At 66.5% G+C, this 17379-nt stretch carries 17 protein-coding genes and 1 tRNA gene; 11 read left to right on the top strand and 7 right to left on the bottom strand.

Annotated features, from left to right (window positions below; genetic code table 11):
* The first annotated feature begins 101 nt into the window (after positions 1–101).
* Positions 102–779: a S24 family peptidase gene (locus GGQ62_RS15475; protein WP_152577868.1), complete on the top strand. Its 678-nt coding sequence runs from the start codon at positions 102–104 to the stop codon at positions 777–779.
* 8 nt (positions 780–787) lie between these two features.
* Here GGQ62_RS15475 and GGQ62_RS15470 read toward each other — a convergent pair whose 3' ends face one another.
* Positions 788–979 carry a hypothetical protein gene (locus GGQ62_RS15470; protein ID WP_152577869.1) on the bottom strand — a complete coding sequence of 64 codons (192 nt, stop codon included), beginning with the start codon at positions 977–979 and terminating at the stop codon, positions 788–790.
* Between the two features lie 92 nt (positions 980–1071).
* On the opposite strand from GGQ62_RS15470, the gene GGQ62_RS15465 reads away from it, so the two are divergent.
* Together GGQ62_RS15465 and GGQ62_RS15460 are read left to right on the top strand one after the other, a co-directional pair.
* Positions 1072–3063 carry an autotransporter assembly complex protein TamA gene (locus GGQ62_RS15465; RefSeq protein ID WP_152577870.1) on the top strand — a complete coding sequence of 664 codons (1992 nt, stop codon included), beginning with the start codon at positions 1072–1074 and terminating at the stop codon, positions 3061–3063.
* Positions 3063–7247, top strand: coding sequence for a translocation/assembly module TamB domain-containing protein (locus tag GGQ62_RS15460; protein WP_152577871.1), 4185 nt, complete (start codon positions 3063–3065; stop codon positions 7245–7247). Before GGQ62_RS15465 ends, GGQ62_RS15460 begins: the two co-directional genes overlap by 1 nt.
* A gap of 38 nt (positions 7248–7285) precedes the next feature.
* Here the strand turns inward: GGQ62_RS15460 and GGQ62_RS15455 are convergent, their stop codons facing one another.
* Positions 7286–8323, bottom strand: a complete 1038-nt coding sequence (locus GGQ62_RS15455) for a Leu/Phe/Val dehydrogenase (protein ID WP_152577872.1) — start codon at positions 8321–8323, stop codon at positions 7286–7288.
* Between the two features lie 177 nt (positions 8324–8500).
* On the opposite strand from GGQ62_RS15455, the gene GGQ62_RS15450 reads away from it, so the two are divergent.
* The 5 genes from GGQ62_RS15450 (at position 8501) to GGQ62_RS15430 (ending at position 12139) form a co-directional block, all read left to right on the top strand.
* Positions 8501–8577 (top strand) — tRNA-His (locus GGQ62_RS15450).
* 54 nt (positions 8578–8631) lie between these two features.
* Positions 8632–8793 (top strand): hydroxyisourate hydrolase, encoded by a 162-nt coding sequence (locus tag GGQ62_RS16500; protein ID WP_243446145.1) that lies wholly within the window; start codon positions 8632–8634, stop codon positions 8791–8793.
* 2 nt (positions 8794–8795) lie between these two features.
* A complete protein-coding gene (locus GGQ62_RS15440; protein ID WP_152577873.1) occupies positions 8796–9284 on the top strand; it encodes a GlcG/HbpS family heme-binding protein in 489 nt (162 codons plus the stop codon).
* A 6-nt stretch (positions 9285–9290) separates the two neighbouring features.
* Positions 9291–10250, top strand: a complete 960-nt coding sequence (locus GGQ62_RS15435) for a DMT family transporter (protein WP_152577874.1) — start codon at positions 9291–9293, stop codon at positions 10248–10250.
* 191 nt (positions 10251–10441) lie between these two features.
* A complete protein-coding gene (locus tag GGQ62_RS15430; RefSeq protein WP_167649703.1) occupies positions 10442–12139 on the top strand; it encodes a class I adenylate-forming enzyme family protein in 1698 nt (565 codons plus the stop codon).
* A 276-nt stretch (positions 12140–12415) separates the two neighbouring features.
* Here GGQ62_RS15430 and GGQ62_RS15425 read toward each other — a convergent pair whose 3' ends face one another.
* Entirely contained in the window at positions 12416–12727 is a 312-nt protein-coding gene (locus tag GGQ62_RS15425; protein WP_167649702.1) for a hypothetical protein, read from the bottom strand.
* A gap of 104 nt (positions 12728–12831) precedes the next feature.
* Here GGQ62_RS15425 and GGQ62_RS15420 point away from each other — a divergent pair, with 104 nt between their 5' ends.
* Positions 12832–13770: a LysR family transcriptional regulator gene (locus GGQ62_RS15420; protein WP_152577877.1), complete on the top strand. Its 939-nt coding sequence runs from the start codon at positions 12832–12834 to the stop codon at positions 13768–13770.
* A 197-nt stretch (positions 13771–13967) separates the two neighbouring features.
* Here GGQ62_RS15420 and GGQ62_RS15415 read toward each other — a convergent pair whose 3' ends face one another.
* Entirely contained in the window at positions 13968–14558 is a 591-nt protein-coding gene (locus GGQ62_RS15415; RefSeq protein ID WP_152577878.1) for a superoxide dismutase family protein, read from the bottom strand.
* A 19-nt stretch (positions 14559–14577) separates the two neighbouring features.
* Positions 14578–15099 (bottom strand): DUF6456 domain-containing protein, encoded by a 522-nt coding sequence (locus tag GGQ62_RS15410; protein ID WP_243446146.1) that lies wholly within the window; start codon positions 15097–15099, stop codon positions 14578–14580.
* 95 nt (positions 15100–15194) lie between these two features.
* Between GGQ62_RS15410 and GGQ62_RS15405 the strand changes: the two genes are divergently transcribed.
* Together GGQ62_RS15405 and GGQ62_RS15400 are read left to right on the top strand one after the other, a co-directional pair.
* Positions 15195–15758 (top strand): helix-turn-helix domain-containing protein, encoded by a 564-nt coding sequence (locus tag GGQ62_RS15405; protein WP_152578251.1) that lies wholly within the window; start codon positions 15195–15197, stop codon positions 15756–15758.
* Positions 15759–15918: 160 nt separating this feature from the next.
* Positions 15919–16392, top strand: coding sequence for an Hsp20 family protein (locus GGQ62_RS15400; RefSeq protein ID WP_152578252.1), 474 nt, complete (start codon positions 15919–15921; stop codon positions 16390–16392).
* Between the two features lie 93 nt (positions 16393–16485).
* Here the strand turns inward: GGQ62_RS15400 and GGQ62_RS15395 are convergent, their stop codons facing one another.
* Together GGQ62_RS15395 and GGQ62_RS15390 are read right to left on the bottom strand one after the other, a co-directional pair.
* On the bottom strand, positions 16486–17010 hold the full coding sequence (locus tag GGQ62_RS15395) for a tetratricopeptide repeat protein (protein ID WP_167649701.1): 525 nt from the start codon (positions 17008–17010) through the stop codon (positions 16486–16488).
* A 63-nt stretch (positions 17011–17073) separates the two neighbouring features.
* Positions 17074–17271: a YdcH family protein gene (locus GGQ62_RS15390; protein ID WP_152577880.1), complete on the bottom strand. Its 198-nt coding sequence runs from the start codon at positions 17269–17271 to the stop codon at positions 17074–17076.
* Positions 17272–17379 lie beyond the last annotated feature (108 nt).

Here is a 17379-nt window from a genome sequence, read left to right as displayed (position 1 = left end):
GGCGACGGTGCCAATTTATCCGTCGGCAAATCCTACTAGTCTAGGCAAAAAACTATGCTATGGTTGCGGTAAGCGAGCCGGGAGAGGAGGTTCGTGAAAACATGGACAGTATCGCCATCCGCAAGCGGTTGGACGAGCTGATTGCGTCGCGCGGTGAGGATTATGCCTCGCTGTCGCGGCGTCTCGGCCGCAATCCGACCTATATCCAGCAGTTCGTCAAGCGCGGCGTTCCCCGCCGCCTGTCGGAAACGGATCGGCGTGTCATCGCGCAGCATTTCGGCATCGCCGAACGTCTGCTCGGCGGACCCGACGACAATGGCCGCGCTGTCGTCGCCCGCCCCGATCTCATCCAGCGTGCCGAGGATTATGTGCTGATCCCGCGCCTCGCCATCGGCGCGTCGGCCGGCAGCGGCGCCGTGGCAGACGACGAAAGCCCGCTGACTGCCCTGGCCTTTCAATCGACCTGGGTGCGCAGCGTCGCCAGCGGCAACCCCGCCGCCTTGTCGGTGATCAGCGTCACCGGCGATTCGATGCTGCCGACGCTCGCCGATGGAGACCAGATCCTGGTCGATACCGCCGATCGCGAACGGCTGCGCGACGGCATCTACGTCTTGCGCACCGACGACGCGCTGCTGGTCAAGCGCCTGTCCGTCAACCCCGCGACGCGGCGCCTGGCGATCCGCAGCGACAATGACGCCTATCCGAGCTGGGACGATTGCGACCCGGCCGGAGTCAATGTCATCGGCCGCGTTGTCTGGGTCGGCCGCAGGCTGGTCTGACCCCCCGTCTAACGGCCGTCGCGTACCGTCATCACCACCGCCGCGATGACGCCGATCACCCCGCCGGCGACCAGCCCGATCGACACTTCTCCGAACACCAGGCCGATGATCGGTCCCAGAATGAGCCCGGCAGCAATCAGGCAGCCGCCGCCACGCCGGGGCGGGCGGGTGACGGGGATCGGTTCGGGAACGATGGGCATCTCGCTGCTTTGGCACGCAGCACCCCATCCTGCCAACTTTTGTGCCGTCGCACCGCTTTGCGCAGGCAAATCGCTGGGCTAGGACGGTCGGTGTGACGCTGCCAGCTATCATCGGGATCCGCCGTCCGTGCGGAAGCGTCCTCGCCGTTCTCGCTGTCATCGTTACGCCCGCGCCGGCGGCGCGCGCGCAGGAACCCCCGGCGGCGGCACCCGCGGCCCCCGCCACCCTTCCCATGCTCGGCCTCGACCCGAAGGATTTCGCGCCGATGGCCGGCAGCGTCGAATGGCCGACGGTTGAATCCACCGCCGATGCCGAACCACCCCCTGCCGCTGCCAGCATCCGCTACACGGTCGAGGTCGTCGGCCTCGATCCGCTCGGCCTTGCCGACAGCTTTCGCCGCTTGTCGGTGCTCAAGGCCAATGCAGGCGACGAAACCAACATCGCGCAGATCAACCGCCGCAGCGCGGAAGACCGCGACCTGATCGACCAGTTGCTGCGCTCGGTCGGCCATTATGGCGGCAACACCGTCGTCAAGGTCAATCCGCCGGCAACTGCCAATGGCCCGTCGCGTGTCGTGCTGACCGTCGATCCGGGCCCCCTGTACACGTTCGCCTCGGTAAATGTCGTTGCGCCGGCCGATGCCACGGGGCCGGCACCCGCCGAAATCGTCAAGCCCTGGCTCGGAGTCGCCGCGGGTGACCCGGTTGATGCGTTGCGCGTGACCACGGCGCAGGAGGGCCTTGCCGTCCAGATCGCCGACGCCGGATTTCCGTTCCCGGTGGTCGGAAAGCCCGACATCGTCATCGACCACGCCACCCGCACGGCGACGCTGGTGCAGACCATCGACCTTGGCCCGCGCGGTGTGTTCGGCACCATCCGCATCGAAGGCGAAGCCCAGGGCATGCGGGACAGCGATGTCGCCCGCCTCGCCCGCTTCGGCCCTGGCGACCCCTATAATGGCGCGCTGCGTGACGATCTGCGCCGCGCGATGATCCACACCACCTTGTTCGGCACGGTGTCGATCAGGCCCGTCGCCGCCGGCACGCCGACGGCCGATGGCACCCAGGTCGTCGACCTGGTCGTGACCACCGAGGCCGCGCCGACGCGTACCGTGTCGGCCAGCGGCGGCTATTCGACCGGCCAGGGGCTGCGCCTGGAGGGCAGCTGGACCAACCGCAACATGTTCCCGCCGCAGGGTGCCCTCACCTTCCGCGGCATCGCTGCCGAACGCGAACAGGTGGTTGCCACCGAATTCCGCCGCAGCGACTGGAAACGCCGCGACCAGACCCTGACGCTGCGCACCGGCCTGTCCGCCGAACAACAGGACGCCTTCAACGCCACGACCTTCGAGGTCAGCGCGCGTGTCGATCGCGTGTCGAACCTCAACTGGCAGAAGCCATGGACCTATGCACTGGGCAGCGAATTCCTCGTCACCCGCCAGCGCGACCGTTCGGCGCCGAACGACCCCAACAACACCTTTTTCATCCTCGCCTTTCCCGGCATCGTCACCTGGGACCGGTCGGACAATCTGCTCGATCCGACGCGCGGTTTCCGCCTGACCGGCCGGCTGTCGCCCGAATTGACGCTGCGCAGCGGCAGCTACCTCAACTATGTGAAGGCGCAGTTCGAAGGCACCGGCTATCTGCCGTTCGGGGATTTCGTGCTTGCCGGGCGGCTGCATGTCGGGTCGATCATCGGCGCCAGCCGCGGCCGCATCGCCCCCGATCGCCGCTTTTACGCGGGCGGCGGCGGCTCGGTGCGCGGCTTCAATTTCCAGGGAGTCGGCCCGCGCGCCGACGACGGTACGCCGACCGGCGGCAACAGCCTTACCGAGGCATCGGTGGAAGGACGTTACCGCTTCCAGGCGTTCGGCAATGACCTGGGCGTCGTTGCATTCCTCGATGCCGGCAATGTCGATCAGGACACGGTGCCCGGCTTCAACAATCTGCGCTTCGGCGCCGGCATCGGCGTCCGCTATTTCACCAGCTTCGGCCCTGTCCGCATCGATATCGCGACGCCGATCAACCGCCAGGTCTATGACCCCAAGATCGCCTTCTACGTGTCGATCGGCCAGGCGTTCTGATGGCGCAAGACGCCGCCAGCCCGCGTTTCGCGCCCGGCGGCAGTATCGCGCGCGTCCTGTCCTTTGCTGTCCTTGCGACACTGGCGCTGGCGCTGCTCGTCTACGGCGCCATCCGCTGGTTGGACACCGACAGTGGCCGCGCCTTCGCCGCCAGCCAGTTGCCGAAAATCCGCACGGAAATCGGCCTGACCGTCCATGTCGATCGCATCGACGGCTCGCTGTTCGGCGCTGCGACCATCCACGGCATGACGCTTTCCGACCCGACGGGCGTGTTCGCCGTCATCCCGCGGGTCGATCTCGACTGGCGTCCGCTCGACCTTGTGTCGAAGACGTTCACGGCCAGCCGCATCACCACGCCGGAATTCCGGCTGCTCCGCCTGCCCCGGTTCAACCCGTCGACATCCAAGACCTTCTTTCCGGATTTCAACTTTGCCATCGGCCGGTTTCGCATCGATCGGCTGGTGCTGGAACCACCGGTAACCGGCAAGCTGCGGACGCTCGGCGCCGGCGGCAATGCCACCATCCGCGCCGGCCGCGCGCTCGTCGACCTGACGGTGCTTACGCTGGGCGAAACCGCCCGGGGCAGCGGCGACACGCTGCGCCTCCACCTTGATACCGAACCCGATGCCGACAAGTTCGACATGGACGGCCTGATCGCGGCGCCGGCCGGCGGCGCCATCGTCGCGCTGCTCGGCCTGCCGGCACCGCTCGATGCGCGGCTGCAGGGTGATGGCAAATGGTCGAACTGGGCCGGCCGGCTCGACGCCAGCCTGGGCGGAAAGCCGATCGCGGCCATTGCCATCACCGGCAAGTCGGGCCTGTTTGCAGCCAACGGCACAGCGATGCCCGGCGCCATCCTCACCGGCCTGCCGGCGCGGTTGACGGCGCCGCAGCTGACCATCGATGCCAGCGCCCAGATCGCCGATGGCGAGGCTGCGATCAACGCCGCCTTTGCCAGCGCCGCCATCGATATTCGGGTCAGGGGCAGCGTCAACTATACCGACGAACGCCTCGACGATGTTGCCGTCACGGCGCGCCTGCTGCAACCCGCCGCCATCGACCCGCGCGTGTCCGGCCGCGACGTCCGCCTGACCGCGCGTCTTGCCGGCACGTTCCGCAGCCCGCTGATCGATTATCGGGTGACCGCCGACAGCCTCGGCTGGGGGACCACCGTCGCCACCGACCTGCGCGCCGCCGGCATCATTCGCGGCGGCACCGTGCCGCTGCTCATTCCCGTCGCCGCGAGCGCCAGCCGAATCACCGGACTGGGTGACGCCGCCACGCCGTTCCTCACCAATGTGCGGATCGATGGTGCGCTGCGCTGGGGCAATGGCGTGCTGACGGGCGACAAGATCCGCTATCGCAGCGACCGCTTCAGCGGCACGGTCACCTTGCTGTTCAACCCGACGACCGGCCTGTTCCTCGTCACCACCTCGGCGGTGGTGCAAAAGCTCGCGATCCCCGGCATCGGACTCGCCGATGTCACTGCCGATCTGCGTATCGCGTCCAGTCCCACCGGGCCCGGCGTCACCGGCCCGGTGCGGATCCGTGTCACCCGGCTCGACAATGCCGGCATCGCGGCATTGACCGAAGGCCTGCCGACGCTCACCGCCGACATCGCCGTGGCCGGCGACCAGTCAATCACAATCCGCAGTTTCCGCCTCGTCTCGCCGGGGCTCAACGCCACCGGCAGCGGCAGCCTGTCCGCCAAAGGCATCGTTCGTGCCAACGCCACCGGCGTATCGCGCGCTTATGGTCGCTTCACCTTGGCTGTTGCCGGGCCGCTGGCCAAGCCGGTCATCGATGTCACCCTCGCCAAGCCCGGGCTCGGCATCGGGCTCGCCGCTGTCACCGCGCGGATCGCCGGCACCCCGCAGGGCTGGAGCTTCGATGCCCAGGGCCAGACCAGCTATGGCGCCATCGCCGGCACCGGCATCATCCGGGCCGGCGCCGGTCCGCTGGCGATCGACCTGACCCGGTTGAGCCTGGCGGGGCTGATCGGCAGCGGCACGCTCGAACAAACCGCCGAAGGCCCGTTTGCCGGCCGCATCGATGTCACCGGCAAGGGCCTTGCCGCTGTCGTCGCGCTCAGTGCGCAGGACGGGGTCCAGCGCGCCGACATTACCGCCACCGCGGCCCAGGCGCAGATCAACCTTGCCACGCCGGTGACGATCGACACCGGCAGTCTGAAACTGGCGGTGCTGCTGCCAGCCGAAGGCCTTAGCCTCAACGGTAGTTTCAGCTTCGGCGACATCAGGCGCGGCGACCTTGTCATCGAATCGACCGCCGGCACGATCGCGTTCGCCAATGGCCGGGGCCGCGCCAGCAGCACCGTCAAGGGTCGCACCGACATTCCGTTCACGGCAAAGCTCGACGCCGATTTCGACCCCGAGCATATCACCCTCAACGCCTCCGGAACGCTCGATGGCCGCCCGATCACCCTGTCGGCGCCGGCGTTGCTGAACCGGACACCCGGCGGCTGGTCACTGGCGCCGGTCACCATCGTCACGCCTGAAGGCAAGCTGGTCGTGTCCGGCGCGTTCGGCGATCGCAATGCCTTGAAGGCGACCTTCGACCGCGTCTCCCTCGCCCTGCTCACCATCGCCTGGCCCAACATCGATGTCAGCGGCCGGGTGTCGGGCACCATCGATGTGGCGCTGACCGATGCCGGCGTGCCCGTTGGTGCCGCGGCGTTGCGCATCAACGCGCTGTCGCGCGCCGGCATCGCCTCGGTGTCCGCGCCCATCGACATCGGCATCAACGCCTCGCTCGATGCCAATGCCACCACGGCTCGCGCCGTCATCGTCCGCGGCGGCAAGGTGGAAGGCCGCGCCCAGATGCGTATCGGGCCGATTCCGCCGGGCGAGGAGCCGCTGGTCGAACGCCTGTTCGCCAGCCCGGTCTTCGCCCAATTGCGTTACCAGGGCCCGGCCGAAGCGGTCTGGGGCCTCGCCGGCGTCAACGGGGTCGATGTGCGCGGCCCCATCGCGATTTCGGCCGATGTCGGCGGCATCCTCGGCAATCCGCAGCTGACCGGCACGGCACGCAGCGAAGGCGCGCGGGTCGAAGCGACGCTGCTCGGCGCCGTCATCGACCAGGCCTCGCTCGATGCCCGCTTCACCCAGTCGCGGCTCGAACTCGTGCGCTTCGGCGGGCGGGTCGGCAACGGCACCATCTCGGGCACCGGCGGCATCGACCTGGCGGCAGCGCGCAGCTTCCCGATGGACATCCGCCTACAACTGAAGAACGCGGCGCTGGTCAAGCGCGACGACCTCTCCGCCACCGCCACCGGCAATGTCCGCATCGCCACCGACGAATATGGCGGCGTCATTTCGGGGCAGTTGCGCGTCGACAATGCCCGCTATCGCATCGGCCGCTCCGCCGCTGTGGAAGTGCCGGTGCTGCCGGTGCGCGAGATCAACACCCATGTCCTGGGTCGCCGCGTCAATGTCTATGTGGCGCCGACCCGCTGGCTGCTCAACCTGGGTGTCACGGCCGATCGCCGGCTGTTCGTGTCCGGCATGGGCCTCGAATCCGAATGGCAGGCGGACTTGAAGGTGCGCGGGCCGGTCACCGCGCCCGAACTGACCGGGCGGGTGGAACTGGTGCGCGGCGATTACGACTTTGCCGGCAAGCGCTTCACGCTGACCCGCGGCGACCTGCGCTTCCAGGGGGGCTTTCCGCCCGACCCGACCATCAACATCAGCGCCAGCAGCACCGCCAGCGGCTTCACGGCCCAGCTCGACATCACCGGAACGGCGCAACGGCCGACGATCGCCTTCAGCTCGGTGCCTGCCCTGCCCGAAGACGAAGTGCTCAGCCGCATCCTGTTCGGCGAATCGGTCACCAACCTGTCGGCACCCGAAGCGGTGCAGCTCGCCGGGGCGCTCGCCACGCTGCGCGGCGGCAACGGCGCCGGGCTCAACCCCATCAACCTGGTGCGCAAGGGACTCGGAATCGACCGGCTGCGCATCCTGCCGGCCGATATCGCCACCGGCCGCCGCACCTCGATCGCCGCCGGCCAGTATATCGGCCGCAATGTCTATGTCGAACTCGCCACCGATGCGCAGGGCTATACCGCCACCCGGATCGAAGTCTCGCTCACCCGTTCGCTGTCGATCCTGTCCGAAGTGTCGACATTAGGCGGGACGAGCGCGAGCATCCGGTGGAAACGCGACTATTAGCGATTTCCGGAAGCGCGCGCCCCGAAGCGAGATCCGGCCTATCCCCGACCGATCAACTTGCGCGCCATCGAATCCGCCACCATGTCGGTCGGCATGGCGATCCGGTCGGCGGTCACGAAGATATCGGCGAGCCGGCCTTCGATCGCGGCAATCGCCCGCGCCACTTCGGCCGGGTCGCCATGGCCCAGATATTCGGCAACGACACTGATGATCCCGCCGGCGTTGATGACATAGTCGGGCGCGTAAAGGATGCCGCGGGCCGCCAGCGCCGCGCCGTCGTTGGGCGTCGCCAACTGGTTGTTGGCAGCACCCGCCACGACCGCGACCTGCAATCCGGCGATGGTCGGCGCATCGAGCACCGCCCCCAGCGCATTGGGGCTGAACACATCCGCCGCGACCCGGGTGATCGCCGTCACGTCGACCGCGGTGGCGCCCAGTCGCGCCGCATAGGCCGCAGCCCGCGCCGCATCGACATCGGCGAGCGTCAGCACGGCACCGGCCACCGCCAGCTTTTCCGCCAGCGCGCCGCCGACGCTGCCAAGCCCCTGGATGGCGACATGCACGCCCTTGAAATCATGGCGCCCCAGCTTGTGGGCGACGGCGGCGCGCATGCCGACGAAGATCCCTTCCGCCGTCGACGGCCCCGGGTTGCCGCCCACCGCGCCGGCCGCGACCGGCAACCCCGACACATGGCGCGTGCGCCGCGCGATCACGGTCATGTCCTGATCCGACATGCCGACATCCTCGGCCGTCACATAGCGCCCGCCCAGCGATTCGATGACATCGCCAAAGGCTTCCAGCATCGCCTCGGTCTTCGGCGCATCCTTGATGATGACGCCCTTGCCGCCGCCCATTGGCAGGCCGGCCATGGCATTCTTGTAGCTCATCCCGCGCGACAGCCGCAGTGCATCGGTCAGCGCCGCCGCGTCATCAGCATAGGACCACCAGCGCGTGCCACCGGCGGCCGGCCCCAGGTGGGTCGAATGGAGCGCGATGATCGCTGTCAGCCCGGTGGCTTCATCCGTGGCAAAATGCACCGCCTCATGGGCGTCGAAATCAACGGCGTCGAAAATCATGGCGCAACTCGTCCGTTCAGGAAATTACTGAGGGACGCAATAATCGAACAACGGCTGCGGCGAAAGCCGCAAAAGTCGCCGGCTGGCCGGGCGCCGCTTCGCGGTGGCTTGCACGCGCGCGCCGCCTCCTCTATTCGCTCCTGTCTCGCGGCGGCAATGGCCCGCCGCGATTGCGTGGCGGTCGTAGCTCAATTGGTTAGAGCGCCGGTTTGTGGTACCGGAGGTTGCGGGTTCAATCCCCGTCGATCGCCCCAACGCGCCCAAGGGGTTACGCCGCATCTCGTCGTTGGACTGGGGTTCACTGGAACATGACCGCGTCAGCGCCGTTGCGGCCCGCTGCAGATAATCAGGGTGGAAGCAGCGTCGACCTGGCTATCGCACCGGCCTTTGACGTCAGCGATCCGACGGGGCACTATCACGTACCGGTTGTGGCAAGTCCCCATGGCTATTCGACCTATCGGGGAAATTGATCATGTCCGGCGCTTTTCTGATCCTTGCGTCGGCCACCGCGCTTTCCGCCCCCGGTTCGCCGCTGGAGCGTGGCACCGTGTCGCTCGTGCTCGCCAACCGGCTGGCGAGTGCGGCCATTGCCGCGTGTACCAGAATCGGTCGGGAAGCAGCGGTTGCGGTGGTCGATCGAGGCGGCAACCTCGTGGCACTGCAGCGCGGTGATGATGTCGGGCCGCACAACACCGTTGCAGCACAGCGCAAGGCATTCACGGCGCTGTCGACAAAAAGCAGCACGACCGCCCTCGCCGCCCGAGCCGCATCGGATCCGACATCGCGAAATCTGACAACCATGGCCGAATTGCTGCTGGTCGGCGGTGGCCAGCCCATCACTGCTGGCGGCAGTGTGATCGGTGGGATCGGCGTCGCCGGAGCTGGTGGTTCTGCCAATGATGACCGGTGTGCGCTGGAGGCAATCGCTGACGTCTTTCCGCCAGCGGTCCCCGGTCGCTAGCCTTTCGTGCCGCAGGTTCCGCCACAGTCCCGCTCATCGGCCGTCGTACGAACCGCCGCGCGGCTGTGGGCGGCGCCCTACGTCCTCCTGACGTTCACCGCCCTGTTCTGGGCAGGCAACGCGATCGTCGCACGAAGTGCACGCGAGGTGGTTCCGCCCTTCGCTCTTTCGTTCTGGCGCTGGGGGCTGGCGCTGCTGATCCTGATGCCCTTTGCCTGGCCGCATCTCCGCCGCGATGCCGGCCGGCTCCGCCGCGCATGGAAGATTGTTCTGTTGCTCGGTGTGCTGGGTATCGGCGCGTTCAATTCGCTCCTCTACACCGGCCTGCAAACAACAAGCGCCGTCAACGGGCTGCTGCTGCAATCGCTTCAACCCGGGTTGATTATTCTGCTCGGTGCAATCCTGTTCGCCGAAAAAACACGTCTGCCGCAATTGCTCGGCATCTGCCTGTCTCTTGCCGGGGCGCTGGTGATCCTGTCGCAAGGGAACGCATCGATGCTGCGGACGCTCGATTTCAATCGGGGCGATGTCATCATCGGCGCTGCGGTCGTTATCTGGTCGCTCTATTCGGTTTTGCTGCGCAGGCGGCCACAGGTGCACCCGCTCAGTTTTCTGGCGGCGACAATTGCCATTGGTGTTGTTGCGTTGCTGCCGCTGTATCTCGCGGAGGTCGCCAGCGGGCGATTGATCGAGCCTCGTCCAGAAAGCTGGCTGGCGATTGCCTATGTCTGCCTGTTCCCTTCGCTGATTGCCTATTTGTTCTTCAATCGCGGCGTCGAGCTTCTCGGATCTGCCGCTGCCGGCCTCTATCTCAACATCATGCCGGTCATGGGGGCGTTCCTCGCCGTGCTGTTTCTGGGCGAAGCGGTTCGGTGGTTTCACTTTGCGGGCATTGCGTTGATCGGTGCCGGCATCGCCTGCGCTCTGCGGCCGTCGGTGATACCGCAGCGGGACGACTCTTTGTGACATCTGACGGCGCAATGACGGCAAGCCGTCGCCGTTGATGCCGTCGCCGTTGATGCCGTCGCCGTTGATGCCGTCGCCGTTGATCAGGCCAGACACGGCGGGCAATGTCGCTTCCAGTGGCTCTAGATAGCTTACCGGGCACCGGGGCGCGTGTATCACTGACAGACAAGAAGCACACTCTGGGGAGAGCCATGCACTACGCTGAACTGGCGAAAGCGCGCGAGGAACTGACGGGCCCAGGTGGAACGTTTGAGATTGTCCACACCGACGTCAATGGCATCGCCATCCGCGCCTATCGCCATGCGCTGCCCGATGTGCGGGCATTGTGGCAATCGACCCTGCCATTCGCCGACAGAACCTATCTCATCTATCGCGACGAACGGCTTACCTATGCCCAGGCCCACGCCCGCGTTGACGCCATCGCTGCCTGGCTGGCGGCACGGGGGATCAAGCCGGGCGACCGGGTGGCGATCGCCATGCGCAACTATCCCGAATGGCTGCTGATCTATTGGGCCTGCGTCTGCTCCGGCATCGCCGTCGTCGGCATGAACGCCTGGTGGACCGCCGAGGAAATGGCCTATGCGCTGGCGGATTCGGCGCCGAAAGCACTCTTTCTAGATGCCGAGCGGCTCGACCGCTACAAGGAGATCGCCGAGCCACTGCCCGGCGTAACGCTCGTCGGCGTACGGCTGCGTGGGCCCGAGTCCGATGTGATGTCTTTCGCCGATGTCATCGCCCACCGCGGTGCCATGCCGGAAGTCGTGATCGATGCCGATGCCGATGCCTGCATCTTCTACACGTCGGGCACCACCGGGTTTCCCAAGGGCGCCCAGCTGACCCATCGCGGATGCATCACCAATTTGTTCAACATGCTCTATGCCGGCGCGTCCACGGCGCTGGCGACGCAGCGTGCCACCGGCGTCGCGCCGCCGGCCGCGCCGCCGGCGCCGGTGTCCCTGCTGACGACTCCCCTGTTCCATGTCACCGCCAACAACTGTGGCGCCTATGCGACGACGGCAGCCGGCGGCACCATCGTGCTGATGTACCGCTGGGACGCCGGCGAAGCGCTGCGCATCATCGCGCAGGAACGCGTGACATCCATCGGCGGCGTGCCAGTGATGGCGCGCGAACTGATCAACCACCCCGATTTCGCCACGACCGATCTTTCGAGCCTGACGGCGCTTTCGGGCGGCGGCGCGCAGGTGCCGCCGGATCTGGTGCACAAGATCGAGGAGAAGGTGGTGAGCGCCCGACCGAGCACAGGCTACGGCATGACCGAAACCTGCGGCATCATCACCTCCGTTGCTGGCGACTTCTTTGTCGACAAGCCCGACAGCGCCGGCCCCGCCATGCCCGCTTACGAAGCGAAGTGCGTCGATGAGGAAGGCAACACCGTGCCGCCGGGCGAAACCGGCGAACTTTGGGTGAAGGGCGCCGCGGTCATCAAGGGCTATATCAACCGCCCCGAAGCGACCGCCGCCGCCATCACCGACGGCTGGCTGCACACCGGCGACATCGCCCGCATCGACGAGGATGGCTTCATATTCATCGTTGATCGCAAGAAGGACATGGTGCTGCGCGGCGGCGAGAACGTTTATTGCGCCGAGGTCGAAGCCGCCATTTATCGCCACTCCGCCATCGCCGAATGCTGCGTGTTCGGCGTCCCCGACCACCGGCTGGGCGAGGAAGTGGGCGCGGCGATCGTGCTGAAACCCGGCGAGGTCCTGGATGACGCGGAGCTGCGCGGCTTCTGCGAAGGCCATATCGCGAACTACAAGGTACCGCGCCACATCTGGTTCATGACAGACTCGCTGCCACGCAACGCCAGCGGCAAGTTCCTGAAACGCGAACTGCGCGACCGTCTATGCCAGGACCGCCCCGCGGCGTGATTGATCGACCGGGCGCAGTGGCCTGGCACGATCCTGGCACCGGGTCGTGCGCCATCGAACCCTGGCCCGCCACAGATCGACTCGCTGCAAGGCGCAGAGCCGGGCTTGGTTAGCCCCGGTTCAGGGAACAACCGGCAAGCATCCTGGGGCCACGAGCTGGCTGGTATTCATTGCCCCCAATAGGCTCGTCGTTTCTCCCGAGCCAGCAGCGCGCAACGTTGATGTTGCGCTAAGGGCCCTGCTGGCCGCAGCCGGCCATGTCAGCGCTATCCGCCCTCAGCGCCGATCGGCGAGTTCCACGTCGCTGCCGAGCTGCGCGCGCGCCAGATCGAACTTCTTCGCGGCTTCGTGGCGGCCGCCTTCGTTGCAGATTTTCTGGGCGAGCCGTGCCGTCCGCAGCGCCCTGGCAGTTGCCTGCGACGACACGCCACCGGCTTCGGCACGCAGCGACAAGGCCTCGATCGCCTGGGCTTCGACGGTACAGTCAACCGGCGCGGCGTCGGCGGGGCTCAAAGCGATGAAGGGCATTGTTGCCGTCAGGACAAGGCCGACGATGGCAAAACGGTCGAGGTTGAAAAGACTGATCATCGCGAACATCCTTTGGTTGTTTCGGCGGGCTGGATCGTCTTGCCGATGCCCAGGTTTTAAGCGACACTCGAAACCAGGATAATCCGGATAATCCTGGTCGGCTTATGAAGCGGAACTACATAATCCCGCGGCACCTGCTCGATGGCGTCGAAGCCTTTCTGCGCGTCGCCGAGCGCCAGTCATTTCGTGCCGCTGCCGAGGACCTTGGCATTTCGGCTTCTGCGATCAGCCAGACGGTCCGCCAACTCGAAGAGCGCATGGGCGTGCCGCTGTTCATCCGCACGACGCGCTCGGTGGGGCTCACCGAGGCGGGCGCCGTGCTGCGCAACCAGGCGGCACCGGCCTGGACCAGCCTGATCGGCGCCTGGGAAAATGCCCGCACCCTCGGCGAACGGCCTGCCGGGCTGTTGCGGCTCAACATGCCCGAGGCGGTCGTGCCCTTGCTGATCGAACCGATCCTCGCCGATTTCTGCGCGCGCTATCCCGATGTCGATGTCGAGATCATTGTCGAGGATGCCCGGGTCGATCTTGCTGCCAGCGGCCATGATGCCGGCATCCGCATCGGCGAACTTCTCGAAGCCGACATGATCTGCTTCCGCCTGTCAGGGCCGTTTCGTTACATCATCGTCGGCGCGCCGGATTACCTCGACCGGCGCGGCCGTCCGCAGGGCCTTGCCGACCTGAAAGCGCATGACTGCATCCGGCAGCGGCTGACCGGCAATGGCGCGATCATGCCATGGCGGTTGAGCGACGGCACGCGCAGCGTCGATGTGGCGGTAAAGGGCCGGGTCATGGTCAACAATTATCCCGCCATCATCGCAATGGCGACTCGCGGCCTCGGCCTTGCGCAGGTCAGCGAGCCCCTCGTCGCCGATCAGATCGCCGCCGGCACGCTGGAGGTTGTCTTGTGCCAATATGCACCGACGAGCCCGGGGCTTTTTCTGCATTACCCCGACCATGGCCAGATGCTCCCCAAGCTGCGCGCCTTCATCGACCATGTGAAGGCGGCGATGGCCAGCGGTGTGCTCGACGCGCTGCGTTAGCGCTGCCGGCAAGATGCCGGTCCTTAGATCGCGGCAGAAAGGTGAAACTCCTACGGTCAAGCGGAGGATCCGCCCGATCAGCGATGGCCGTCGTGCGCCAGTTTTCGTCTACGCGCGATGGTTGGGGTGCCGGAGGTTGCGGGTTCGATCCCCGTCGATCGCCCCACGCATCCTCTGCATCCCCATCGTGCTGCCGCCTATTTTTTCGGCGGCGCGACCACTGCGCACAACAGGCGACTGCCGGCATTGCCGGTCGGATCGGTCTTGTAATCGTCCGGCTTGGCGTGGACGACCACCGCGGCGCCATCGGCGTCGAACAGCGGTGCGGTGCCGTCCCGCAACCGCAGACCGGGTCGCACCGCGTCGATGCTGCCTTCGCTGACGCCAGCAGTGGCAGCCGCCACGCTGATGTTGGGAAGGTCGCCGGCGTGCGATCCGGCCGGATTGTCGGTGCCATGCTGCCGTGATTCGGGGTTGAAATGGCCGCCCGCACTGGTGAAGTCCGGCCCGACGCAACTGCCCACGGCGTGGATGTGAATGGCGTATTCGCCCGGCGGCAGCCCCTTCACATTGGCGATGACCCGGGTGCCAGCGGCTTCCTGCAACAACCGGACCTGGCCCAACACGTCGCCGGAGGCGCTCGTCAGCGGGGTTTCGATCATCGTCTGCGGCATGGCGCCCCCGCTGCGACCCAGTGATTCGCCCTTGGCGCCGGGTGCCGCGCACGCACCCGTGACAAGCCCCCCCACCGTCAGCGCCAGCAGGGGCAAAATCAGCAATGCACGCATGAACAATCCTTCGCGATACTCAGACAAGACCATAGTGCCCGGCCAATCGATCGAGCGCCAGCGTCAATACCAGCTTGCCGGCGCGGCTCGGCCAGCCCAGCGCGCGCTCCGCCGTTTCCAGCCCCTCCCCCATGCACACCACCCGCCACAGGACATCGCCCAGACCCGGCCCTGCGGCCGCGATCGCCGCGTCGAAGCGCTGCCTCGCGCCGATTTGCGCCGTCGTCGGGTCATTCGCGCCGGGCGCCGATCGGCTGGTGGGGGCCGGGTCCCAGCGCATGGTGATCCGCGGCGCCTGGCCGGCACGCATGAAGTCGCCGCGCAATCGCTCGCCGGCCTCGAACTGCACGGCCGTAACCATATTCCGACGAACCAGCCAGGCGAGCGGCGACTCCGCAAGGTTGACCGTCACGATGGTGCGATCGACCCTGTCGCCGGCACAAAGCCGCCTTTCGCCCAACAGCCGGTTGTCAGCTAACGGCATGACATCTTGGTCACTTATTGGCAACGTTTCGGTGCGAGAAGGAAATTTTCGCGCCATGGGGGTATAACTCCATCCTGGTTATGTTTTTCGCTTGCCATAACCATCGCGCTGTAGGACAGGGGAAACCTGTGGGGTTTAGGGGAGCCGGAATGATGTTGACGCGAATCCGCGAAGTGCGCAAAGCCAAGGGGCTGACCTTGCTCGATGTGGCCGAAAACTGCGTGCCACCGACCACGGCCCAGACAATCGGCAGGCTTGAAACCGGAACCCGCACTGTGTCGGTCGGCTGGCTCAACCGCATCGCCGCGGCGCTCGGGGTCGAATCGTCCGAACTCGTCACGCTGGCCGACCGTCCCGACATCGCTGTTGCAGCGATCCTCGCCACCGATGGCGCCCAGGCCCCGCGCAAGCCGCTGACCGTGGTGCCGCCGGCGCCGACCTCGGCCCAGGTCGGTATTCTGGTCGAAGCAGCGCAGGGCGAATATCGCGCCGGCGACGTCCTATGGGCGGAAAATCTCGCCGCTGCCGACTATGGCCGCGCCATCAACCGCGACGTGCTGGTGCCGCGTCCCGTGGGACGCTTCGTCTTCGGTCGGCTCGTGGCGGTCGATGGCAGCCGTCTTCAGGTCCTGCCGCTGACGCCGGGCGCCCGCCAGCAGGTGATCGCCGACGCCCCCTGGCTCGCGGTCGTCCGCACCCTGATCCGCACCCTCTGATCGCGAAATCCGGACAAAAAATTCCGGCAGCGCCTCTTGAAGCCATGCCTGCCGTTCCCAAATCCGGCGTGTCGCGATTGCCAGATGGGATCGCGACCGCCCCCGGCCCGACAGGGCGGGGACATTGGAAACGGCACATCGCTTAACGAAAGGACATGCCATGCGTACCTTTGACATCGCCCCGCTGCTGCGCTCGTCGATCGGCTATGAAAACCTCAACCGCCTCGTCGAATTTGCCGGCCGGGTTGACGGCAGTGAAACTGGCTATCCGCCCTATAACATTGAAAAGCTTGGTGATGGCGCCTATCGGATCGCCATGGCCGTGGCCGGTTTCGGTCAGAACGAGCTCGATCTGACGGTCCAGGAAAACACCCTGATCGTGACCGGCAACGCCGGCTCCGAAGTCGAGAATGGTGAAGAGCGCGTCTTTCTCCATCGCGGCATCGCCAAGCGCGCCTTCGAGCGTCGCTTCCAGCTCGCCGACACCATCAAGGTTACCGGCGCCAGCTACGCCGACGGCCTGCTCAACATCGAGCTTGTGCGCGAGATCCCCGAGCACAAGAAGCCGCGCAAGGTCGCGATCGGTGAAGCACTGCCGCCGGTGACGGTCGAAAGCCGCCTGGCCGCCGAATAATCCGACATCGAAGCAGGCCGGGGGCCGCCGCAACGCGCCCCCGGTCTTTTGCCGTCGAGATCGAATCGTCGGCCGACGTATCCAGCCAATGCCCTACCCGGCCAGGGCCTTGCGCCTGATGAACTTGAACCGCTGCAATTGCATGGTCGGTTCGGACCAGCCGGGCGCCAGCTGCGCCGCCTCGGCATAATCCTCATAGGCGGCACGAAGCCGCCCCAGATTCTCGTTCGCTGCCGCACGGTGGTAATAGACCAGCTCCGGTTTGCGGGGATCATGGTCGAGCGCAGTGGTCAGCACCGTCAGCGCCTCTGCATCGCGCCCACCCATGCGCACCAACGCAATGCCCTTGTCGAGCCATGCGTCGGCATTGCCCGGCGCCAGCGCCAGCGCGGCGTCATAATCGGCAATCGCCGAGTCATATTGCCGTGCATTCATGCGAACGATGCCGCGATTGACCAGCGTCGCGGCGCGCAGTTCGTCGGGCAATCCGGTGGCGGCGATGGCGCGATTGCAGGCCGCAAGACCCGGCGCGACCGCCACAAGGCCGTTGGCGGCATCATAGCAGCCTTGCAAGGCCGAGCTGCCGCGCGCGCCGCCGGTCGCGCATCCGACAAGCATGACAGCGGTCGTTAACACCAGAACACACACGCGCATCGCGACGCCTTATCAGATACGGGCGGCTCAGGCGATAATGTCGGGGATCAGCAAATCCTCCAGCAGCGCGATCTCGTCGCGCAGCTTCAACTTGCGCTTCTTGAAGCGTTGCAGCTGGATCATGTCGACCATCGGCATCATGCGCAGCGCCTCGATGGCGGCATCGAGGTCGCGGTGGTCACGCCGGGCCATTTCGATCCGCGCCCGAATCTCGTCCTCGTCCACCGCTGACCCCCTGGCTGACCGTGGGGACCACCCTTATCGCTCGCACCCGCCACTGCCAACTCGCACGTTGCACGGCCCACCGCGCGGTCATTTCGGCCCGTTATCCAA

The sequence above is a fragment of the Polymorphobacter fuscus genome, assembly GCF_011927825.1.
In the GTDB taxonomy this organism is placed as follows: Bacteria; Pseudomonadota; Alphaproteobacteria; order Sphingomonadales; family Sphingomonadaceae; genus Sandarakinorhabdus; species Sandarakinorhabdus fusca.
This window is presented reverse-complemented; position numbering and strand designations above follow the sequence as displayed.